Origin of the sequence: Bradyrhizobium sp. SHOUNA76, assembly GCF_023006445.1 — a bacterium.
Taxonomy (GTDB): domain Bacteria; phylum Pseudomonadota; class Alphaproteobacteria; order Rhizobiales; family Xanthobacteraceae; genus Bradyrhizobium.
Genome location: NZ_JALBHA010000054.1, coordinates 1 through 22,133 on the forward strand (window position 1 = coordinate 1; position 22,133 = coordinate 22,133).

A 22,133-nucleotide genomic window follows, 5' to 3' on the forward strand; every position below is an offset into this window, starting at 1 on the left:
GAGCCGGCAAAGCCCGACACGCGCCTCGCGCAGACGCGACCGGCGCTGAAGCCGTCGGTGAGCGATGGTGCCGGTGAGGCCACGCAGATCATGGGCGCCGCGCCGGTGATGCCGTCGAACTCGTTCGACAGCCGGTTTGGGGCGGTGAAGTAACACGCAAGGCCCCGATCATTTCGTCCGCCCGCGGCTCTCGCGGCCGAGCCTTATTGAGCGCGTCCGGCATCGTCCATTTGCTGTCCCGCGCAAGCTGTCCAAGCTTGGCGAACCCCCGCATGCTTCGCCGAAAGTTGCGCGTGCAAGCCGCGTTGTGAGAGCTTAATCAGGGATCTTTCTGTTGCCCCGATAGAGCCAAATGCATGCTGCAACGCACTTTCCGTCGCAAGGCGACATTTCTTTTCCTTCTCTCGGCTGTCGCAATTCCGGACCAGGCCGCCCAGGGCAGACCGCGCGACGATTTCAAGGGAATGGGCATCGTCGAGCTGATGCAGAAGTACGGCCACCCGGACCAGATCGTCGCCTCCGGACGCAGGGACCAGGACCGGGCCTATCACTGGCGGCTGAAGACGACGGCCTCCTTCGAAGGCCCCGACGAGGGCGGGCGGCGCGAGGATTTCTTTTGCAAAGTGACCGCCATCGTTGGGCAGACCGGTCGGGTCAAGAAGTTCGAGGCACGACCCGCAGACGTCGGGGCCGGCGCCCTCGCGTCTGCCGAAGCCTTCGGGCCGTTGTGCAAGAAGACATTCGGCTCGCGACCGCGCCGGGCTCACGAAGAGAAATTCGCCAGGATGCGGCTCTGAGCAACTCGAGTTGAACGGGGCGGTCCATGGCATCCTTCTACGCAGAGAGCCACCTTAAACACATCGCCGGGCTGGAAAAGCGTCACGGGACGATCAGCGACGAGGTCGTCACAGCCCTGCGCACGCTGATCAAGTTGATTCTTCGCAGTGAAGATCCCGTCGAAGCCATCCCCTTTCTCGACCGTTGCATCTCGATCCAGGAGAGCCTGCATGGTCCGCAATCCATCGTGGGTGACCTCGATGACTGGATCGGTCGGTCAGGTCCTGTCGACTTCAAACTGGTCGCGCCGTTTCAGCTGCGGCGGCTGGCAATCAAGACAAAGCTCTTCGGCGAAGACAGTCCGGAAGCTGCCAGGGAATGCGAGGCCATCGCCCGGAGATGGGCCTCCTACGGCGACTATTCGCGCGCCAGGGCCTTTCTGGAGCGCAGCATTTCGATCCTCGAGAAGATCCATGGTGCGGCCAGCATCGAAGTGGCGACCGCGGTCGACACGCTCGCCGAGATCGCCGCGCGCCTGAAGACATGGTCGGACGCGGAGACGAATTTGCAGCGCAGCCTGCATCTGAAAGAGACGATATTCGGCAAGAGAAGCGAGCAAGCGGCCCGGACACTGCTCACCTCCGCCATCGTCCACGCCAATTCCAGCAAGCTCCAGCGACCCGGGACCAGGTTCGAACGTCTGCACAAGGCCGTGACCGCGTTCGCGTCCGGTCTCGACATCATCGAGGAACGATCTGGACCCGACAGCTTCGAGGTTCAGAAGGCGCTCGAAGTAATGATATCGGCCTATCTCGACTGTGAAGAGTTCTGGAAGGCCGAGCCCTTGCTGAAGCGGCTGCTTGCGATCCGCGAGCGGAGTGATGGAGACGACGCTGCGGCCCTGCTCTGGATCCTGGCGGAGCTCGCCGCGGGCTATGCGCGCGAACGGCCGGAAGAGGCCGAGCCGGTCCTGGAGCGAGGCTTCGCGGTGCTGCGGAGCTTCCTCGATGCCAGCAAGCCAACCTTTCGTCGCAGCATCGTGGAGATGGCCGGCAACCGGAAGGCGCTCTATGGCAGTCAGAAAGGCGTGCTCGAAACGCTGGTCCAGGCTTCGGAGACGCTTCGCGGCAATCTGCGAAAGCGATGGGGAGCGTAGATTGGAGCTCGAATGACGGATTACGACACCGAAAGCTTGCGATGCCATTGCTGCGGCAAGACCTCCGAGCATTCCGTGCTGATGAGCTCGAACCGGAGCGGCTCACCCGACCTCGACCAGCGGCCGCCGAAAATGTACCGCTGGACCATCGGGAGCTGGCTGCAGGAATGTCCCTATTGCGGCTACGTCGCGCCGAGCATCGACAAAGGCGACGCGAAGGCGCGTGCGTTTCTCGATAGCGAGGAATTCCGCGTCGCTTCACGCGACCCTGCACCCGACCCGGTAGCACGACGCTTCCTGGTGCGTGCCGCGGAGCACGCCTATCACGGAGAACGGCGATTGGCATTCCTGAGCACGCTGTCGGCGGCCTGGGTCACCGACGACCGCAACCGGCCGGCCGATGCGGCCGCACTCCGCCTCCAGGCCGCGCGTCATCTCGAGGGACCTCGGACCACCTCGATCGATACCCGCCTGCTCCTCCTCGACGTCCTGCGACGGGCGTCGAGCTGGGAGGCCGCCGAGGCGCTGGTCGTCGAATTGACGGCCGAAGGGCTGGAATATCCGTTTGCCGCGATCGTGTCCTTCCATCGCGACAAGATCGCCGCCAGGGATGGCGAGCGATATACGATCAGCCAGGCGCTCGCGGAAAAGCCGGCGCCGCCGGCCCCGGTCGAGGACCCGGAATTGATCAAGGCCATCGCACGGCACATCAAGATTGTTCCGAGCCCGCGGAAGACGTGACCATGACGGTCGCCGCTCTTGCCCTGACTCTCCCTGCTGCTCCTTCGCTTGCGACCTCGGAAAACCTGGAAGCTCGAATTCGACAATCACAGACAGCGCATCATCGTCGCGCACCCGGATCCTCTTCGGATAATACATATTTTCTCTTTACCCGAAGACCGACACACCCTATACTCCCTCGCCATCTCATCTCGCCGGAAGGGGCGGGTCGCGATCGTCACGGTTCGTGGGGTGAGTAGCGGTGGACGCGGGCGGCGTTGGCGCCAGACGCGATCGCAGGGCGGGGTCTCCCCGTGAGCGATCAGCGGGCGCGGTACGACAGCGCGGCTTGCGTACGGCAAAATCGTGTGGTCCTGACGCCCGGGGTCTGTGCGTCAAGTCTTGCGGTGATGTGGCGACCCGACCGGGCGCGCGCATCAGCGATCTGCATGGCGACGGGGGCAATAGTGCATCGCTCCCCGGGGAGAGCACGACATAAGCCGTCAAACCACTGCGCAGGGAAGGCCGGTTATCGGGCTGCACCTGTGTCTCCCCTTCCCTGCGCCCTTCCGATTTCAAGGGGCGTGAGAGCGAAGCAAAACCCGGGCGCTGGGCGCCGCGGGATCGCGATGTTGCGTCGGCTGTTTGACAATTGAAGAGCGCAGGGCAGTGACCGGACTTCTCGCCAACGTCGTCGAATTGTCGTGAGATCGAGTCCATGCAACCATGTTCAACCGTCACCCTGAGGTGGCCGCTTCGTCAGCGGCCCTCGATGGGCGACGGCCCGGCTGGCAGCTCGGCCGTTCATCCTTCGAGGCTCGCGGCACGATGCTGCGCATCGCGCCACTCGCGCCTCAGGATGACGGGGTTGGCATGATGCGCGCTGCGGCAGATTTGAAGGCAGCGCGTAGCCCGGATGAGCGAAGCGATATCCGGGAATGTCGAGAATGAATCCCGCATGTCGCTTCGCTCACGCGGGCTACGACAGCTGGAATTACGGCGCCAGATACCGCATCAGCTCCGGATTACCCCTCACCTCGCCCGCCTCACCCTGCAGCGCGACGCGGCCGCGGTCGAGCACATAAGCGTAGTCGGCGACGCGCAATGCGAGGTCGAGGTGCTGCTCGACGATGATGACGGCGATTGTCTTGGCGAGCTCGATCAGGCGCTCGGTGATCTCCTCGATCACGCCGATCCAGACGCCTTCGGTCGGCTCGTCCAGCAGCAACAGTTTTGGATCGCCGAGCAGGGCGCGGCCGATCGCGAGCATCTTGCGTTCGCCGCCGGAGAGCGTGCCGGCGGGCTGGTCGAGGCGCTGGCCGAGTTTTGGGAAGATGGTCAGCACCTGGTCGACCGCGTCGGCCTTCTTGCTCGCCAGCGAGCCGACGGCGAGATTGTCGCGCACCGACAGGCGCGCGAACACCGAATGCTCCTGCGGCACGTAGCCGATGCCGGCGCGCACGCGCTCCTGGGTGGCGCGGCGGCTGATGTCGCGGCCGTCGAAGGCGACCTCGCCCTTCCACGCCGGCAGCTCGCCGACGATGGTCTTCATCAGCGTGGTCTTGCCGGCGCCATTGCGCCCGAGCACGGCGACGCCGCCACGCCAGGGAATGCCGAGGGTGACGTCGAACAGGACCTGGCTTCTGCCATAGCCCGCGTCGAGATGCTTGATGTCCAAAAATTCAGGCACGGCGCAGATAGATCTCCTGGACGGATGGGTTGGCCTGGATCTCGGACACGGTGCCTGACGCCAGCACCTTGCCCTGGTCGAGCACGGTGAGGCGGTCGCAGATGTCGCGAATGAAATCGAGGTCGTGCTCGACGATGACCAGCGAGCAATGCTGCTTGATTGGCTGGAGCAATTCGCCGGTGACGCGGCGCTCCTCCAGGCTCATGCCGCCGGTCGGCTCGTCCAGCAGAAGCAATTTCGGCTTGCCCGCGAGCGCCATTGCGATCTCCAGCCATTGCTGCTGGCCGTGCGACAGGGCGGCGGCCGCATCGAACGCGCGATCGGCCAGGCGAAATTGCCTCAGCATGGTCATGACCTGGTCGTGCAGCGCGGCCCGCGTGCGCGAGAACACGAGGTCGAACAGCGAAGACTGCGCCTGCAGCGCGAGCAGGATGTTGTCGTACAGCGTCAGCGACGGCAGCACGGACGTGATCTGGAATTTCAGGCTCATGCCGGCCCGCGCCCGCTCGGTCGGCGTGAACGCGGTGATGTCGGTGTTGACGAAGGAGACTTTTCCCTGCGTCGGCACTTCGGCGCCGGCGATGCACTTCATCAGCGTGCTCTTGCCGGAGCCGTTCGGGCCGATCAGGCCGTGGAACTCGTTTTCGCCGACCGTGAGTGCGGCGCCGTCGAGCGCGGTGAGCTTGCCGAAGATCTTCTTGATGCCGGCGGCTTCAAGGAGCATTGCGCTTCTCCTTGACGTTCCCCCTGGATTTGGCACCGAAGCTGCCGACCCTTTCACGCTCGCCGAGCACAAAGCTGATCAGGCCGAGCGGCCGGAACAGGATCACCAGCAGCAGCAACAGGCCCAGAATGATCGGCCAGATGTCGCGATAATTGTCCGACAGCCAGAAGCTGACGCCCTCGACGATGACGGCACCGATGACGGCGCCGATCAGCGTGCCGGAGCCGCCGAACAGCACGTAGAGCACCACCTGCGTCGAGACCACGACGCCGACCATGTTGGGCCAGACGAAACCTTCGTGAAAGGCGTAGAGGCTGCCGGCAAGCCCGGCGACGCCGCCGCCGATGGTGAAGATGATCGCCTTCAGGTGCTGCGCCTTGTAGCCGAAGAAGGCGATGCGCTGCTCGTTCTCGCGCAGGCCGGCGAGCGCGAGGCCGAATTGCGAGCGCACCAGGAAGCGGCAGAGCAGGTAGACCACGACGAGAATGCCGAGCACGAGATAATAGAACGCCGGCCCTTCGGTGAACTCGTAACCACTGAACGACATCGGCGCGATCGAGGGGATGCCGTTCTGGCCGCCGAGATAGTACCAGCCGCGCGCGAGACGATCGGCGGCGTAGGACCCCGTGAGCGTGCCCAGCGAGACGAAGATCACGCTGGAGGGATGCCTGCCCAGCAGCAGGAAGCCGCCGAGCAGCAGTGCGAAGGTGAGGCCGATGATGGTGCCCGCCGGCAGCACCAGGAGGATGTTGGTGATGTCGAGGTCGCGCGCGAGCAGCGCCACGCCGTAGCCCGCCGAGCCGAAGAACAGGGCCTGGCCGAAGCTCATGATGCCGGCATAGCCCCAGACCAGATCGAACGACAGCGCGAACAGCGCCAGGATGATCACGCGCGTCGCGAACACCGTGAGATAGTCCTGCAGCACCAGGGGCGCGAGCAGCGCCGCGACAAGCACGACGCCCTCCACGATCGGCAGGACTTTACGTCCTGCCTTGACTTGTTCCCCGGCCTGTCCCGCTGCCACGCGTTCAGCCATCCCGTCGTCCGCTTCGTCGCCGGCGATGGCCTCTCTTACCACACTCATCGACTTCAGCATTCCGCCTCAGCATTCCTTGGGATCGACCAGACCCTCGCTGCGCGCGACGATCTCGTAGTTCCCGGCCTTGGCGACCGCGGTGTACATCTTCATCTTGCAGTGCCGCTTGCCCGGCACCATCTCGGCAGGTCCGCCGGGACCTTCGGCGATCTTGGCGTGGTCGAGGCTTGCTGCGACCGCCTCACGATCGATCTTGCCTGCTTCCTTCACCGCGGCTTCCCACAGCTTCAGGCCGCGATAAGTGCCGGTGGCGGCGCTGCCGGCGGCGAACAGGAAGTTGCCCGGGAAATCCTTCTCGTAGGCGGCCTGGATCTTGGCGTCGAACGGGTTCTCCTTGGTCAGCACCTTGAAATAGTCGAGGCAGCTCGCGAGTCCCTCGATCTCCGCGGCCTGGTTGATATTGAGCGTGTTCTCGTCATAGTAGACGCAGGCGAGACGCCCGCCGTTCTTGAGGAAGCCGGCTTCATAGAGCTGCTTGAAGAACGGGCCGACGCCGGGCGGAATGACGGTGTTGAAGACGACGTCGACCTTGTTGGAGACGATGCGGTTGACGGTCGCGGAGAAGTCGACCTGGTCGAGCGGGTAATATTCCTCGAACACGACCTCGCCGCCGTTCGCCTCGATCACCTTGCGGGCGTAGACGTTGAGCGTGTGCGGCCAGACGTAATTGGCGCTTGGCAGCGCGAACTTCTTGCCGCCGTTCTTGATTAGCCAGGGGATGAACTCGTCGCATTGCTGCGCCGGCGTCGGCCCGGTGCAGAACAGATAGGGCGTGCACTCTTTGCCCTCGTAGAGCTGCGGATAGATGTACAGCGTCTTGCCGCGCGCCACGATCGGGTCCTTGATCGCGTTGCGCATCGAGGATGTGATGCCGCCGAGCACCATGTCGACCTTGTCGCGCTGGATCAGCTTGCGGACGTTGCCGACCGCGACGGATTCGTTGGAGGCGGTGTCCTCGATGTAGAGCTCGAGCGGACGGCCGAGCAGACCGCCGGCGGCGTTGATCTCCTTGATCACCATCTTGGCGACATTGGCGTCGGCGTTGCCGGCATAGGCGATCGGACCGGTGAGGTCCGTGGCGATGCCGACCTTGATCGGGGCCTCGGCCGCATTGGCCCAGGGCGCCGGGATCACCCAGCTTCCGACCCCGGTCGCGACCGCACCGGATGCAAACGCGAAATTGGACAGAAAACGGCGGCGAGAGAGCTGAGTGCGATCGAACATGTGACTAAACCCCTTTTCCAGCGATGAGGCCCTGCGGGCGGAATTTGATGAAGACAATGGCAAGGACGAAGACGAGCACGTCGGCGACGACGGGCGCCATCACCCAGGGCAGCGCAGCACTGAGCGTGCCGATGACGCCGGCGCCTGCGACCGGCCCGATGAAGGAGCCAACGCCGCCGACCATCACCGCGACAAAGCCCTGGATCAGGAAACGCAGGCCGAGATCGGCATAGAGGCTGAACACCGGCACGATCAGCGCACCCGCAAGGCCGGCGAGCGCGGAACCGAACGCGAAGGTGGCGCCGTACATCAGCGGCGTGGAAATACCTGAAGCGCGCGCCAGCGACGGATTTTCCAGCGTGGCGCGCATGCGCAAGCCGAAGCTGGTCCGCGACAGCAGCAGATAGCAGCCGCCCATCACCAATAGCGTGATCACGATGATGGTGAAGCGCCAGGCCGAGATGTGCATGGCGCCGATGTCGATCGAGCCGCCGATCGGCTCGGGCACCGTGAGATAGAAGCCGCCGATCAGGCCGCGCACGGATTCACGGATGATCAGACCCAGCGCATAGGTGCCGAGCATGGCGACGATCGGCGCGGCGTAGAATCTCCGGATGATCAGCGCCTCCAGCACGAAGCCGAGCGCGCCGACCACGAAAGGCGCTGCGACCATACCGGCCCAGATCGGCAGTCCCTTGGCATAGGCGAGATAGGTGACGTAGGCCCCGAGCAGGACGAACTCGCCTTGCGCGAAGTTGAAGATGCCCATCATGCTCGCGATGATCCCGAGCCCCAGCACGATCAGGACGATGATCGCGCCGAAGCTCAGGATCTCGAACGCTGCGACGAACGCGTTAGCCATGCGTTGCTGTTCCGTCCGCCCGTATCAATGCCTCTTTCACATCTTCTTCCAGTCACCGATCTGTTCGAAGGCATGGGCGGCGCGGTAGATGGTGGCTTCCTCGAACATGCGGCCGACCAGCATCAGGCCGACGGGCAGACCGTCGACCATGCCGCAGGGCAACGACATCGCGGGATGATGGGTGATGTCGAACGGCGCCGTGTTGGAGATCATCTCGAGCGCTCGGGCGACGTAGTCCTCGCGGCTGGCATTGGGCTCCGGCAGCTTTGTCGATTTCATCGGCGTGGTCGGCATCAGCAGCAGATCGTAGTCGCTGAAGGCCTTGTCGTAGGCTGCGGTCAGGCGCCGCGAGATGTTGAGCGCCTTGCCGTAGAAGCGCGGACCGAAATTGTTGTTGATGTAGGTGCCGAGCATCATGAACAATTTCGTGGTCTCGGACAGCGAGTCGGCTTGCCGGCGCCAGCCGCGATGGAAATCCATCAGCGAGGTCGAATAGAGATCGCCGCGGGACAGGCCGTAGCCATCGCCGAACATCATGGTCTGGGTCAGGCCTTCGGTGCCGATCGGGGTCCAGATCGCGCCGCCCAACAGATGCATCGGGATCGAGACGGTCTCGACACTGGCGCCAAGGTCCTTGAAACGCTTGGCCGCTTCGCGCACGCTTTCGTTCACGGCAGCTTCTGCGGTCGGTTGCTCAAAACCTTCCTTGACGATGCCGATCTTCATGCCCTTGACGCCCTGGCCGAGCGCCTTGGTGTACTCCTCGACCTTGGGCGCCTTGATGCGGGGATCGTAGCCGTCGTCGCCGGCGAGCACTTCGAGCAGCAGCGCGTTGTCGGCGACTGTCGCAGTCATCGGGCCGGTATGGTCGACATAGATTTCGATCGGCATGATCCCGGTATAGGGCACGAGTCCCCAGGTCGGCTTCATGCCGTAGATGCCGCAGAACGAGGACGGCATGCGGATCGAGCCGCCCTGATCGCCGCCGATCGCCATGTCGACCTCGCCGAGCGCGACCACGACGCCCGAGCCCGACGACGAGCCGCCGGCCGAATAACCCATCTTGTGCGGATTGTGCACCGGCCCGTAGGAGCCGGTGTGGCTGCCGCCGGACAGGCAGAAGTGCTCGCAATGCACCTTGCCTTTGATCTCGGCGCCGGCATCCAGCATGCGCGTGACGATGGTGGCGTCGAAATCGGGCACATAGCCTTCCAGCGTCGACGAGCCGTTGGTCATGGGCACGCCGGCCAGCATGATGTTGTCCTTCAGCGCGACGGTCTTGCCCTTGAGCTTGCCGCTGGCCGCGCCTTTCACGGTCGACTTGCGATACCAGGCGTTGCGCGGGTTCTCCTCGGCCGACGGCCGATAGCCCGGCGTGCGCGGATATTTCACCTCGGGCACCTCGTCCGGCATCGCGGCAACGAGATTGTAGGCCTCGATCGAGCCCTGCATCAGGCCGCGGAACGAGGCGACATCGTCGTCGGTCAGCGAAAGGCCGCACTGCTCGGCGACGCTGCGAAGTTGGGCTGGCGTGGGAAGGACAACAGTCACGGCGCTCTCCTGAAGTTTCTTGAAACGATCCTCGAAACGATTCCCTGGAACGGTCCTCGAACGCGGCCGCCTTGGCGCGACGCACGCACCACCGGCCTTGCCCAAACATTCAAAACGGAAATATTTTCCTTTTCAAGTATTATTTTGCGATGGGGCGCGAGCGGATCGCCGCGCCGAGGTCAGAGCGGCTTGATCAGCTTGAAGTCGAGGCCATCGGCCGCGGCGAGATGCATCGGCATCCGCGCGCGCCCATCGCGGACTGTGACCGGACCGCGGGCGCCGCTGTAGACGATGTTGCGGCCGGCCACGAGCATCGGACCCATCGACAACGAGCCGGCCTTGTTCGCGACAGCCTCAAGGAAGCGCATGCCCTCGTAGCTCGACTGTCCGACCGACCCGATCGGCGGCGCATTCGGTCCGAACACCGCGTGATAACGGCTCTGGAAGTCGTCGTTGGCGCGCGCGCCGGTGCCGGTGAAATAGCCCGAGGCGCAGAACATGTTCTCGCTGTTGTCGGCGCCGATGCCGAGCAGCACGGTGTCGTCCATCGCGCCGGCAAGCCGCAGCGTGGTGGCGCCGAGGCCACACTCGCCGAAGGCGCGATTGAAGGTACTGCTGTCGGTTCCGATCAGTGAGATCAACACGACGTCGGGCTTCGCAGCGCGGATGCGCGCCAGATGCGGCTCGTGATTGTCCTCACCGAGGGGAACGAATTCCTCACCGACGACGTGGCCGCCGGTCTCCTTGATATAGTTCTTCACCGCGCGGTGCGATTGCCAGGGCCAGACGTAGTCGCTGCCGATCAGGTACCAGCGCTTGGCCTTCTTGACGTCGGCGAGCCAGTGGATCGAGGGGCGGCTCTGCCAGCGCGGCGTCTCGCCGATCGCCATCACGCCAGGCGTCCGCTCGCCGCCTTCGTAGACCGGCGTATAGATATAGGGGATACGATGACGCGTGGTGACATCTCGCAAGCCGACGCGGACCGCGCTGGTGTGCAGGCCGACGATCAGATCGACCTCGTCGAACGCAATCGCCTGCTCGGCGCGGTTCAGGACCTCATCGAGAGGCCCGCCGGCGTCGTAGACCGAAAGCTCGATCTCGCGGCCAAGGATACCACCGCGCTTGTTGATCTCGGCGACGGCGAGCTTCGCGCTATTGGTCGCGCAGGGTCCCCAGATCCCGGGCGAACCTGTGCAGCAGATGAAGCCGCCGACACGCAGCTTGTTGGCGCCCCGCCGCCTGAAGGACGCGTGATCGCTCGGCGACGACGCACCATCCGCCGCCGCGGAGGACAGATTCCTGAACAGCAAGGACGGCGGCAACGCCGGGCCGCCGTGAGCCGGGAAGTTCACCGTCGCGCGCACGCCAACTCCTGTCTGACACCAGACCTGAAAGCACATTGGGCAGGCGGCCGCGGCTTCCGCCCTTTTGTTGGGCAATGATCCTATTTTGAAAATATTGAATATTCAACAATTGAAGTGCATATAGATGCAGCATTGATTGCAAGACATTCACTCATTTGGGTCAAGACGAAGTCTTAGCCGTGGCAAAACCGTCGAAAGAAAACACCCCGATCACCGAACACCTCGCTTACCTGCTCGCGCAAGCCAACCGGGAAATCAACCGGCAGCTCGAGCTGCGGTTGAGCAAGGAGGGCGTGCCGGTCGAACAGTGGCGCATCCTGAAGGTGCTGTCGGATGGCAACGGCCATTCGATGGGCGAGCTTGCCGACGCCGTGCTGCTCAACCATCCGACGCTGACCAAGATGATCGACCGCATGGTCTCGGACACGCTGGTCTACCGCGTGCAGGATCCGGGCGACCGCCGCAAGGTCCTGATGTTCATCTCCGACCGCGGCAAGGTGCTGAGCCGGAAGCTCAACTCGCTGGCGGTGGACCAGGAGGAGCACATCCTGGAGAGCTACGGCGACAAGTCCACGAGCGAGCTGAAGAGGCTGCTGGAGAGCCTGATCGACAGCTCGAATTGAGAGGGGCGACTGGGCAGCTTGCTCCAGAACTAGTTCTTTTGCTTCCCAGCGTCCGGCGAGTTTGAATCGGCAGGGGGCAGGATCAGCGGCACTGAATCCGCCGTGTTGGAGCCGCAAGTGAATGGGCTGCTGCCATATTCTTGCACCACCGCATTCGACACTGCTTCGCACACGTATCGGTGCGGATGCCCGTTGCATCTTCTGACAAGAGCTGCGCCCAATGATGAGGTCGGCTTCATGCCGTTCTCGCTTGCGAGACGGTAGATGGCATCGAAGCATGCCTGATCGGCAAGCAGATCCGCACGATCGGATGCCGCAGCGGCAACAGGTGCAAGAACGATACTCAATATGAAGAGCATCCGCTTGAGTTTCGGCATCAACACGCCTCCAACGTGGCGCGCGCTGGCGGCACCGATGTAGCCATATTGCGAGCGGCCCCACGCGGGTCAAGCCGAAGTGCCGGCCGTGGCAAGACCGCCGAAGAAACTCCCGATCATCGAGGCATCTCGCCTACCTGGCGACACAATCCAGCCGCGAGACCGGCCAGCAGCGCGAATTGCGGTTGAGGCGATCGGCTCTTGCGTTTTGGCGCTTGCCGTCCATGTTGGAGCGACACAGCAACCAGGAGATCGCGGCATTGTCCATGTTGGCGAAGGCGCCTCATCGGGGCGGAGGTTGAGGCCGGCCATGACGTCTTTCTACGCCCCCCGTCATCTTGAACACATTGCCGGACTGGAAAAGCGCTTCGGGCCTGTCAGCGACGAGGTGGCAACGGCGCTGAGATCGCTGGTCCGGGTGATCTGCCAATATGAGGATCCCGTGGATGCGGCCCCCTTTCTCGAACGCTGCGTCTCGATCGTCGAAAGCCTGCATGGGCCAAGGTCCGTGCTACCCGACCTCGATAAGTGGATCGGTCACGCAGGTGGCGCCGACTTCGAGCATATCGAGCCGTTTCAGCTGCGGCGGCTGGCGATCAAGACCGAAATCTATGGCAAAGACAATCGAGAGGTTGCCGAGGAATGCGAGTCGCTCGGCATGGGTTACGCATCGAGCGGGGGATATGCGAAGGCCCGAGTGCTTCTGGAGCGAAGCATTTCCATCAAGGAAAAGATCCATGGCGCGCACAGCGCCGAGGTGGCAGCCGCGGTAGGCCTGCTCGCCGAGACGAGCGCGCGCCTGAAGAAGTGGGCTGATGCCAAAGCGGATCTCGAACGCAGCCTCAGCCTCAAACAGAAGATCTTCGGAAAGCGGAGTGAGGAGGTCGCGAGGTGCCTCCTTGCCACCGCGATTGTCCTCGCCAATGCGGGCACGCGGCAAAGATCTGGCAGCAGCCGGGAAAGCATCGATGAGGCCGTCGCCGCTTTCAAGCGTGGCCTCGGCATGCTGGAGAAGCGATTTGGACCTGATAGCCTGGAAGTGCAGGTCGCCCTCGAAGAGATGATACGCGCCTTTGTGGACTGCCGGCGATTCCGGGCGGCAGAGCCTCTGTTGCAACGTCTGCTTTCGGTATACGAGCGGACCTATGGCGAGGATGCGGCGGCCCTGCTCTGGATTCTCGCGGAGCTGGCCGTGGGATACGCGGATGCGGGATCGGATGCCACGGAGCCCGTGCTGGAGAGAGGCTTCGAACTGCTGCAGAATTTCCTCGACGCCAGGTCGCCGATCTTTCGCCACGAGATCATGGATTACGCCGGCAACAAGTCCGTACTCTATGGCGAAGGCGTGCTGGAAAAACTCGTTCAGGCGTCGGAGACGTTTCGCCGCAACCTGCGAAAAAGATGGAGCGCATCGCGCTAGATCTCACATGACGAGCTACATGGACCGAATTCGGAGATGCTATTGCTGCGGCAAGAGATCGGAGCATTGCGAGCTCATGGGCTCGAACTCTTGGGGCTCACCGGATCTCGATCAGCGCCCGCCGGGAATGTTCCGCGTCACCGTCGCGGACTGGCTGCAGGAATGTCCCTTTTGCGGCTACGTCGCGCCGAGCATCGACAAGGGCGACGCGAAGGCACGCAGCTTCGTCGATACGCCGGAATTCCAGGCCGCGTGCCTCGATCCTCTGGCCGACCCGGCCTCGCGCCGCTTCCTGGTTCGCGCGGCGCAGGACGCCTATTACGGCGACAGGAGATCCGCGTTCCTGAACACGCTCTGCGCCGCCTGGGTCGCGGATGACGACAAAGCTCAGTCGTCCGAAGCGCTCACGTTGCGGCTGCACGCGGCCGCGCATCTGGAAGGACGCCCGATCAAATCGATCGACACGCGCTTGCTGCTGCTCGACGTGCTTCGGCGAGCGCAACGCTGGGAAGCTGCCGAGGCATTGGCATCAGAACTGACCGCCGAGGATCTCGGATACCCTTTCGCGGACATCGTGGCCTTCCATCGCGGCAAGATCGAAGCGGGGGACAGCGGCCGCTTCACGATCGCACAGGCGCTCGAGCCAGCTGAAACGGAGGAGGATTTTTGAAATAGGCCCGCGCGGTGCAACGCCATTCCGGCTCGGCCGGCGCTTGCTCGGGCCGGACTTGACGGCGGCCTACCGGCTGCAAGCCTGGTTTCGAGCAGCCTCGGCCTTCCGCAAACGTCGCTGCTGAACCTCGACGAACTCCGGATCCAGCACGCACTGAACCTGATGCTGCTCGACGAAACCTAACAGCATCTGCTCGACCTTGACGAGCCCTCGCGCTGTCACGCAGCGGCTTGATGCATCGGCGCGGTTGAAGGCGTCCGTCGCCTGCTCGGCGCGGTCGTCCAGCCTGTGGTAGTCGTTCGGGCAGCCCGCATGGACGACGCCGCCACCAAGCAGCAAAGCCAGCATTGTGCCCAGGCTTGCCGGAAGGAATCGCGGCGTGAAATCTGTGAACCAGGATCGCTTTTGCGCCGGGGCGGCTTTCGTCATCAAATTTGCCTCCATATTCTCTGGAGCTTATTCTCTGGAGCTGCTGATTGTCCGGGGGCGGCGCATGGGGGCTCCTCTCGCAAGCTCATTCCGCTGCCGCGGTGCGGCATCCGTATAGGCCACTCGACCCATTTGATGCCGTCGTGGCAACCTGATTTCAAGGTTGGGGACCAATATGAGATTTCTGATCGCCGGTACATTGGTGCTGACGTCCATCCCGCCGGCCGGAGCCGCTCCACCATCGAGCTGTGCCGGCAAGTTCATCGGGGAGTGGCGGCATTCGGGCAGCGGCAACAGGGGCTCGATCATGGCCGACGGCCGGGCCCTGTGCAGCGAGCACCCTGCTTGCACGCAGGGCACCTGGACCTGCTCCGGCAACGTCCTGACCTACACCAATAGCCTGGGAACATGGGATTACACGCTTGCGCCGGACGGCAAGTCGATGTCGACCAATGGCGGCGCGGCGGTCGCGACCCGCATCGGGTCCGCGCCCGCAAGCGCTCACTCGCGTGATCTCGGAACGGCGGCGAACGTCACCGCCGACATTCTCGGCATCGACCGGACGCCGTCTGCGGCGCCGCCGCCTGCTGCCCCCAAGCCCCCCGCAACCCCGCCCAGCGCGGTTGACGGCGAGAAGCGGGCCGCCGCCAACTACGCGCATACACTTTACGGCGCAAGCGAGGCGGCGCTGAATTCGGCCAGAGATTTCACTATGCGAACCGGAAGCGGGAGCTGCAGGTCGCGGAGGACAATTTCATCAAGGCGGCAGAGCAATACCGCAAGGCCGGTGACCCCGCAGGAGAGGCAAAGGCAAGACGTGCCATCGCGATGGTTCGCGCGGCCGACGCCAAGACGCCAGAGCGGGCGCCTCGTCCCGATCCCAAGCCGAAAGTTTCGGGCGCCAAGCCGTCCAAGGAGAATTGTGAGCGGGTCGAGGACATCAACTTCACGATCATTAAGCTAAAGTGGAACGACCCACAGCGCGCCGATCTCGTCGAAAAGCGAAATCAGCTCCGTGAATTGTGCAAGTGACCCGCTGGTGTTGAGCCGCTTTTAGGAGATCGTCGTCTTGCGAAACCTTGTCCTGACGATCGTCCTTTGCCTCGTTGCCGGCCCCGCTCCTGCTGCGGCAGGATCGTGGAAACTCGAATTCGACAACCGGCAGCTTCCCTCCCTGAGCTACTCGGAAGACGGCAAGCTGACGTTCGTTCTCGGATGCGGCCGCGCCTTCGGCCTGCATGCAAAGTATCCGGACAAGGCAGGACGCGCCGGCAAGGCCACGCTGATGATCGGGGACGGCCGCAGGACGATGAAGCTCGTCGGCGAGTTCGAGGAGCTGTCGGGGGACGACGATCTGACCAATTTCGTGCAATGGGATTTGGGCTTCTCGCGGCAGGATCCCGACCTGTTCGGAAAGCGCTGGAAGCGGGTGGAGAAGCATCTGCTCGACCTGATCGAAGGCGCCTCGCCGCTGACGATTTCGAGCAAGACCGCGAGCTACCAGCTTCCGAGGATCGACGCGCCGGACTGGCGAGCCAGCATCGAGCGATGTGGGCGCTAGCGCATGATCCGGAAAAGTGCGCACGGCGTCGACCGAGCCGCCATCCACAACGTGACCCGCTTGCATGTTGCCGACAAAGCCGATCCACATCAACGTCGGGAGTTTGACGTGCTCGCCAACCTTGCGGCCTTCGCGACCAGGTCCTTGATCCCCTTCGCATGCGCGCTGCTCGTTCCAGCAGCATGCTACGCGCAGCCCAAATGCGACACTATCGAGCGTGAGCTTGATAAGCAGTCGAAGCTTGCGGAGAACCTGGTCGCCCGCGAGCGGGCTGCGATCGAAGACCTCAAGAACCCCAAGCTGGAAGAGCTCTATGCGCGGATGTTGCGCGGCTGGGGTCCTGAAAAATACTTCGAGGAGAGGTCGAACTGGGACCTAACGCTCAGTTGCCTGAAGGAAGAGGCCGAGTTGAAATACTACAAGATTGGCGTCAGCGAGGAAAAGCAGCTGATCGAGAACGGATGCCAGCGGAATAAGGTGTCCTCCTGGAGGCTGGAGCAGGTCAAGCAACGGCAGGAATGGGTGGCGAAAAAATGCGGCAAGGTCGATCCGGCCTATTACGCGCAAACGGTCCGGCAGCTCGACGAGATCAAAGCCTACAAGTTGGCGAATGAGGAAAAGCCCAGCCCCACCGTGAAGCAGGCGGACGCCTCGGCGGCAGACAGCCCGTTCTGCAAGCAGGTCAAATCGATCAGCGCGCTGGCCGCCAACGGGTTCAAGCCGATCATCGGCCCCAGGAAGCCCGACAACATGTTCAGCAGCCATCTGCAGACCGACTCGTTCTCTGCATCCAGCAGGCTTGCTTTCGATAGCCTTTCTGCTTCACCGGACTGCGAGGTCATGATCGGGAACGAGCGGGAGCCGGATATCCAGCTCCGAATGCGGCCGGACTATAGCTGTACGTGGAACTACGAACGCACCAGCAGAAAGCAGCTGGAGGAAAGGGTCGACAAGCTTCTCAACGCCGCGCGAGGCTGCTTTTCGAAGATCGAAGAACAAGGTACCGACGACGGCTTCAAGCGGCACTGGTTCATTGCCGATGCGTCCGTCGACGTGTCCGGCACAGCCTATTATGGCGAAGGAAAACCCTCCCATATCAGAATGAGCATCAGCAAGTACGCTCCGGACGAAGCCATGGCGTGCATTCGCTGGAAGAACGGGAGCGGGAAGGACAAGGCGCTGTGCGAAAAGGCTTTCAAGTAGACCGGCGCCGCGCCCCGATAGGCTGCGTCAAGCATACCTTCCATGGCAGTGCTTGTACTTCTTGCCTGAGCCGCACGGACAGTCCTCGTTGCGGCCGACCTTGCCCCAGCTGGCGGGATTCTTGGGATCGCGCAGCGCGGCGTCGGAGGCCTGAGCGCCGAGCGTGACGCTGGCGAGCGCCATCTCGTCCTCGCCGGTGTTCGGGTCGAACTTGTGCGCCTCCATCGGCGGCAGGACGGGCGCTTCCTGCTCCGGCGGGACGATCTCGACGCGCATCAGCTGCGCCGTGACGGCCTCGCGCAGATGAGCGCTCATCTCCTGGAAGAGGTTGAAGGCTTCGGTCTTGTACTCCTGGAGCGGATCGCGCTGGCCGTAACCGCGTAGGCCGATGACCTGGCGCAAATGGTCGAGCATGATCAGATGCTCGCGCCAGAGATGGTCGAGGGTCTGGAGCAAAATGGTCTTCTCGACGTAACGCATCACGTCGGGACCCCATTGCGCGACCTTGGCCGCCATGTGCTCGTCGGCCCTGGTCTCGATACGGTTCAGCAACTCCTCGTCGGCGATGCCCTCTTCCTTGGCCCAGTCGTCGACCGGCAGATCGAGATCGAGCACGCGCTTCAGTTCGTCCTTCAGACCCGCAACGTCCCACTGCTCGGCATAGGCATGCTCGGGCACGTGCTTGGCGACGAGGTCGTCGATGAAGGCGTGGCGCATGTCGGTGACGGTCTCGGCGACGCTCTCGTCCTTCATCAGGTCGACGCGCTGGTCGAAGATCACCTTGCGCTGGTCGTTCTGGACGTTGTCGAACTTGAGGAGGTTCTTGCGGATGTCGAAGTTGCGCGCCTCGACCTTCTGCTGCGCCTTCTCCAGGGCCTTGTTGATCCAGGGATGGATGATGGCCTCGCCCTCTTGCAGGCCGAGACGCTGCAGCATGCTGTCGAGGCGGTCCGAGCCGAAGATGCGCATCAGATCGTCTTCCAGCGACAGGAAGAATTTCGAGCGGCCGGGGTCGCCCTGACGGCCGGAACGGCCGCGCAGCTGGTTGTCGATACGGCGGGATTCGTGGCGCTCGGAGCCCATGATGTAGAGGCCGCCGGGCTTCGTCACGGTTTTGGCGGGCTTGTTGCCCTTCGCCGGCTCGATCTCGACGATCTCTTCGGCCTTCAGCACGATGTCGCGGAAGCGCTCGACGTCGGCCTTGATCTGCTCGATCTTCCTGGCCTTCTCGGCCTCGTCTTCGATGCCCGCCGTCTCCTTCGGGATGCGCATCTCGAGCGAGCCGCCGAGCTTGATGTCGGTACCGCGGCCGGCCATGTTGGTCGCGATCGTGATCGCGCCGGGCACGCCGGCTTCCGCGACAATATAGGCTTCCTGCTCGTGGAAGCGCGCATTCAGCACAGCGAACAGCTTCGCCGGCTTGCCGGCGCGGGCGGCAGCGTAAAGCTTGTCGAGCGCGTTATCCTTGCCGAAATCGATCTGCTTGTAGCCGTTCTGCTTCAGAAACTCGGCCAGCACTTCCGACTTCTCGATCGACGCCGTGCCGACCAGCACCGGCTGCAGCCGCGAATTGGCCCGCTCGATCTCGGCGAGGATGGCCGTGTATTTTTCCTTGTGGGTGCGATAGACCTCGTCGTCCTCGTCGAGGCGGCCGATCGGCACGTTGGTCGGGATTTCCACGACCTCGAGCTTGTAGATGTCGAAGAGTTCGTCGGCTTCGGTCAACGCCGTGCCGGTCATGCCGGCGAGCTTTTCATACATCCGGAAATAGTTCTGGAAGGTGATCGAGGCCAGAGTCTGGTTCTCCGGCTGAACCTGCACATGCTCCTTGGCTTCCAGCGCCTGGTGCAGACCCTCGGAATAGCGGCGGCCCTGCATCATGCGTCCGGTGAACTCGTCGATGATGACGACCTCGTCGTCGCGGACGATGTAGTCCTTGTCGCGCGTGAACAGCGTGTGGGCGCGCAGCGCCTGGTTGATGTGGTGCACGACGGAGACGTTCTCGACGTCGTAGAGCGACTCGCCCTTGAGCTGGCCGGCATCGCGCAGCAGGGTCTCGATCTTCTCCATGCCGGCTTCGGTCAGCGTCACCGTACGCTGCTTCTCGTCGACCTCGTAGTCGGTCTTGTCGAGCTTGGGCAGGAAGCCGTCGATGGTGTTGTAGAAGTCTGAACGGTCGTCGAGCGGACCGGAGATGATCAGCGGCGTGCGCGCTTCGTCGATCAGGATGGAGTCGACCTCGTCGACGATGGCGAAGAAGTGCGGCCGCTGGACCATGTCCTCGAGCCGATACTTCATGTTGTCGCGCAGATAGTCGAAGCCGTATTCGTTGTTGGTGCCATAGGTGATGTCGCAGGCATAGGCGGCCTTGCGCTCGGCGTCGTCGAGACCGTGCACGATCACGCCGGTGGTCATGCCGAGGAAGCCGTAGATCTCGCCCATCCAGCCGGAATCGCGGCGGGCGAGGTAGTCGTTGACGGTGACGACGTGGACGCCCTTGCCGGCGAGCGCGTTGAGATAGACCGCCAGCGTCGCGACCAGCGTCTTGCCTTCGCCGGTCTTCATCTCGGCGATGTCGCCCTCATGAAGCACCATGCCGCCGATCAGCTGGACGTCGAAATGGCGCTGGCCGAGCGTGCGCTTGGCGGCCTCGCGCACGGTTGCGAAGGCGGGGACGAGGAGGTCGTCGAGCGTCTTGCCCTCGGCGAGCTGCTTCTTGAACTCGACGGTGCGGGCCTTGAGCGCCTCGTCGGAGAGCTTGGAAACCTCTCCCTCCAGCGCGTTGATCGCGTTGACGCGGGACTGATATCCCTTCACCCGCCGGTCGTTGGCGGAGCCGAAAAACTTGCGGGCGAGCGCGCCGATCATGCCTAGTTCCTGTGTTCGCGATTCAACCGCGTTGCAGCCAAGAAGTTGTCACCCCCCTGCCTATCAACTCACCGTGACGCCTGACGGCGCCGTTGGCCCGGACTGCGGGGGGCGTCCGCCATATGGGTGGGAATTGGACAAGTCTGGGTTCAACGGCCAAAAACGCAGCAAAATAAACGCCATCGCCATGGTCGCGACCGGGCAGAGATATGGCCCGGTCAGGGCCTTGTCAACGGCGGGCGCATTGCGGCTAATTCATCATTTTGACAGACTTTTCGCGTTGCCAAGGCCCCCTGAATTGGGCGAGTGTCCGCCCCGCTCGAGCAGCCCCCTGCTTCAACATAAGGATTTTCCATGACCACCTCGTTCCCGGTAACCACCGGCCAGCGTTTTCGCCGTGCGTCCGCCCTGGCTGGCAGCCTCGCTCTGGCGCTGTCCCTGGCGTTCGCGGGCCCGCTCCGGGCCGCCGACGATCCGGTGCTGGCGAAGGTCAATGGCGCGGAAATCAAGAAGAGCGACGTCGCCATGGCCGAGGAGGAGCTCGGGGCGAGCCTCGCCCAGATGGACCCGGCGACCAAGGACGAGAACGTCCTGTCGTTCCTGATCGACATGAAAATCGTCAGCAAGGCTGCCGAAGACAAGAAGGTTGCCGACAGCGAGGAGTTCAAGAAGCGCCTGGCATTCGCCCGCAACCGGCTTCTGATGGACAGCCTGCTCGCGGGCGAGGGCAAGGCCGCCACCACCCCCGACGCCATGAAGAAGGTCTATGAGGAGGCCTCCAAGCAGATCACCGGCGAGCAGGAGGTGCGCGCCCGCCACATCCTGGTCGAGACCGAGGACGAGGCCAAGGCGGTGAAGGCCGAGCTCGACAAGGGCGCCGATTTCGCCGAACTCGCCAAGAAGAAGTCCAAGGATCCGGGCTCGGCCGACGGCGGCGACCTCGGCTTCTTCACCAAGGAGCAGATGGTGCCGGAATTCTCGACCGTCGCCTTCGCGATGGAGCCCGGCAAGATCTCCGACCCCGTGAAGTCGCAGTTCGGCTGGCACATCATCAAGGTCGAGGAAAAGCGCAACCGCAAGGCGCCGGACTTCGAGCAGGTCAAGGCCCAGATCGAGCAGTACGTCACCCGCAAGGCCCAGGCCGACTACGTCGCCAAGCTGCGCGCCGAAGCCAAGGTCGAGCGGCTGGACCAGCCGGCGGCGGATGCCAAGTCGGATGCCAAGCCGGCGGACGCAGCCAAGCCGTCTGACAGCAAGATGGCGCCGCCTGCTAAGAAGTAAGACCGCGAAGAGTAAGAATTCGCTGTCACTTCGCTGACGCCAAGAGTATCTAACGTGTCGTGATGCCCGGCCCCCGTGCCGGGCATCTGCATATCCAGACCCCACCAAGGCGCCCCGCGATGTCCTCTTCCGTCTCTCCTCTCGCCCCGAAAACTGTTCCCGACATGCCCACCATCGCGGGCATCCGTCTCGCGACGGCCGAGGCCGGCATCCGCTACAAGAACCGCACGGACGTGCTGCTGGCGGTGATGGACAAGGGCACTGCGGTCGCCGGCGTCTTCACCAAGTCAAAATGCCCCTCCGCCCCCGTGGAATGGTGCCGCGCCAAGCTGAAGGGCGGCAAGGCACGCGCCCTCGTCGTCAATTCCGGCAACGCCAATGCCTTCACCGGCAAGACCGGCCGCGCCTCCACCGCGCTGACCGCCAAGATCGCGGCCAAGGCGGTCGGATGCAGCGAGGGCGAGATCTTCCTGGCCTCGACCGGCGTGATCGGCGAGCCGCTGGACGCGACCAAGTTCGACGGCGTGCTGGGCC

At 63.5% G+C, this 22,133-nt stretch carries 20 protein-coding genes; 10 read left to right on the forward strand and 10 right to left on the reverse strand.

Going from position 1 to position 22,133, the window contains the following annotated elements; translation table 11 throughout:
- Nucleotides 1-464: 464 nt before the first annotated feature.
- From MOV74_RS09745 to MOV74_RS09755, 3 genes are read left to right on the forward strand one after another with little or no spacing between them, the layout of a single operon-like run.
- Nucleotides 465-797, forward strand: coding sequence for a hypothetical protein (locus MOV74_RS09745; protein ID WP_246920802.1), 333 nt, complete (start codon nt 465-467; stop codon nt 795-797).
- 26 nt (nt 798-823) lie between these two features.
- Nucleotides 824-1,933, forward strand: a complete 1,110-nt coding sequence (locus MOV74_RS09750) for a tetratricopeptide repeat protein (protein ID WP_246920804.1) — start codon at nt 824-826, stop codon at nt 1,931-1,933.
- 12 nt (nt 1,934-1,945) lie between these two features.
- Nucleotides 1,946-2,674, forward strand: a complete 729-nt coding sequence (locus tag MOV74_RS09755; protein WP_246920807.1) for a hypothetical protein — start codon at nt 1,946-1,948, stop codon at nt 2,672-2,674.
- A gap of 973 nt (nt 2,675-3,647) precedes the next feature.
- On the opposite strand, the gene MOV74_RS09760 is transcribed toward MOV74_RS09755, so the two are convergent.
- From MOV74_RS09760 to MOV74_RS09790, 7 genes are all read right to left on the reverse strand, one after another.
- On the reverse strand, nt 3,648-4,343 hold the full coding sequence (locus MOV74_RS09760) for an ABC transporter ATP-binding protein (RefSeq protein ID WP_246920809.1): 696 nt from the start codon (nt 4,341-4,343) through the stop codon (nt 3,648-3,650).
- Nucleotides 4,336-5,067, reverse strand: coding sequence for an ABC transporter ATP-binding protein (locus MOV74_RS09765; protein ID WP_246920812.1), 732 nt, complete (start codon nt 5,065-5,067; stop codon nt 4,336-4,338). Before MOV74_RS09765 ends, MOV74_RS09760 begins: the two co-directional genes overlap by 8 nt.
- Nucleotides 5,057-6,163 carry a branched-chain amino acid ABC transporter permease gene (locus MOV74_RS09770; RefSeq protein WP_246920814.1) on the reverse strand — a complete coding sequence of 369 codons (1,107 nt, stop codon included), beginning with the start codon at nt 6,161-6,163 and terminating at the stop codon, nt 5,057-5,059. Before MOV74_RS09770 ends, MOV74_RS09765 begins: the two co-directional genes overlap by 11 nt.
- Nucleotides 6,164-6,169: 6 nt before the next feature.
- Nucleotides 6,170-7,387 carry a substrate-binding protein gene (locus tag MOV74_RS09775; protein WP_246920817.1) on the reverse strand — a complete coding sequence of 406 codons (1,218 nt, stop codon included), beginning with the start codon at nt 7,385-7,387 and terminating at the stop codon, nt 6,170-6,172.
- A 4-nt stretch (nt 7,388-7,391) separates the two neighbouring features.
- Nucleotides 7,392-8,249, reverse strand: coding sequence for a branched-chain amino acid ABC transporter permease (locus MOV74_RS09780; protein WP_246920819.1), 858 nt, complete (start codon nt 8,247-8,249; stop codon nt 7,392-7,394).
- 36 nt (nt 8,250-8,285) lie between these two features.
- Nucleotides 8,286-9,800, reverse strand: a complete 1,515-nt coding sequence (locus MOV74_RS09785) for an amidase (RefSeq protein ID WP_246920821.1) — start codon at nt 9,798-9,800, stop codon at nt 8,286-8,288.
- Nucleotides 9,801-9,979: 179 nt separating this feature from the next.
- Complete coding sequence (locus tag MOV74_RS09790; protein ID WP_246920823.1) at nt 9,980-11,164, reverse strand: substrate-binding domain-containing protein; 1,185 nt, start codon at nt 11,162-11,164, stop codon at nt 9,980-9,982.
- 179 nt (nt 11,165-11,343) lie between these two features.
- On the opposite strand from MOV74_RS09790, the gene MOV74_RS09795 reads away from it, so the two are divergent.
- A complete protein-coding gene (locus tag MOV74_RS09795; RefSeq protein ID WP_212079529.1) occupies nt 11,344-11,787 on the forward strand; it encodes a MarR family transcriptional regulator in 444 nt (147 codons plus the stop codon).
- Nucleotides 11,788-11,816: 29 nt separating this feature from the next.
- Here the strand turns inward: MOV74_RS09795 and MOV74_RS09800 are convergent, their stop codons facing one another.
- Nucleotides 11,817-12,164, reverse strand: a complete 348-nt coding sequence (locus tag MOV74_RS09800) for a hypothetical protein (RefSeq protein ID WP_246920824.1) — start codon at nt 12,162-12,164, stop codon at nt 11,817-11,819.
- 310 nt (nt 12,165-12,474) lie between these two features.
- Here MOV74_RS09800 and MOV74_RS09805 point away from each other — a divergent pair, with 310 nt between their 5' ends.
- Both MOV74_RS09805 and MOV74_RS09810 read left to right on the forward strand, forming a co-directional pair.
- Nucleotides 12,475-13,584 (forward strand): tetratricopeptide repeat protein, encoded by a 1,110-nt coding sequence (locus tag MOV74_RS09805; RefSeq protein ID WP_246920826.1) that lies wholly within the window; start codon nt 12,475-12,477, stop codon nt 13,582-13,584.
- Nucleotides 13,585-13,711: 127 nt separating this feature from the next.
- The gene (locus tag MOV74_RS09810) at nt 13,712-14,254 is read left to right on the forward strand and encodes a hypothetical protein (protein WP_246920828.1); all 543 of its coding nucleotides are present in this window, start codon (nt 13,712-13,714) and stop codon (nt 14,252-14,254) included.
- A gap of 69 nt (nt 14,255-14,323) precedes the next feature.
- Here MOV74_RS09810 and MOV74_RS09815 read toward each other — a convergent pair whose 3' ends face one another.
- Nucleotides 14,324-14,689, reverse strand: coding sequence for a hypothetical protein (locus MOV74_RS09815; protein ID WP_246920830.1), 366 nt, complete (start codon nt 14,687-14,689; stop codon nt 14,324-14,326).
- A 1,066-nt stretch (nt 14,690-15,755) separates the two neighbouring features.
- Between MOV74_RS09815 and MOV74_RS09820 the strand changes: the two genes are divergently transcribed.
- Both MOV74_RS09820 and MOV74_RS09825 read left to right on the forward strand, forming a co-directional pair.
- Nucleotides 15,756-16,247, forward strand: a complete 492-nt coding sequence (locus MOV74_RS09820; protein ID WP_246920832.1) for a hypothetical protein — start codon at nt 15,756-15,758, stop codon at nt 16,245-16,247.
- Between the two features lie 3 nt (nt 16,248-16,250).
- A complete protein-coding gene (locus tag MOV74_RS09825) occupies nt 16,251-17,450 on the forward strand; it encodes a hypothetical protein (RefSeq protein ID WP_246920835.1) in 1,200 nt (399 codons plus the stop codon).
- A gap of 27 nt (nt 17,451-17,477) precedes the next feature.
- Here MOV74_RS09825 and secA read toward each other — a convergent pair whose 3' ends face one another.
- Nucleotides 17,478-20,318: a preprotein translocase subunit SecA gene (gene secA, locus MOV74_RS09830; protein WP_246920838.1), complete on the reverse strand. Its 2,841-nt coding sequence runs from the start codon at nt 20,316-20,318 to the stop codon at nt 17,478-17,480.
- Between the two features lie 354 nt (nt 20,319-20,672).
- Here secA and MOV74_RS09835 point away from each other — a divergent pair, with 354 nt between their 5' ends.
- Together MOV74_RS09835 and MOV74_RS09840 are read left to right on the forward strand one after the other, a co-directional pair.
- Complete coding sequence (locus MOV74_RS09835) at nt 20,673-21,599, forward strand: peptidylprolyl isomerase (RefSeq protein WP_246920841.1); 927 nt, start codon at nt 20,673-20,675, stop codon at nt 21,597-21,599.
- Nucleotides 21,600-21,718: 119 nt separating this feature from the next.
- The coding region (locus MOV74_RS09840; protein WP_246920843.1) for a bifunctional ornithine acetyltransferase/N-acetylglutamate synthase at nt 21,719-22,133 on the forward strand (415 nt) is incomplete at its 3' end.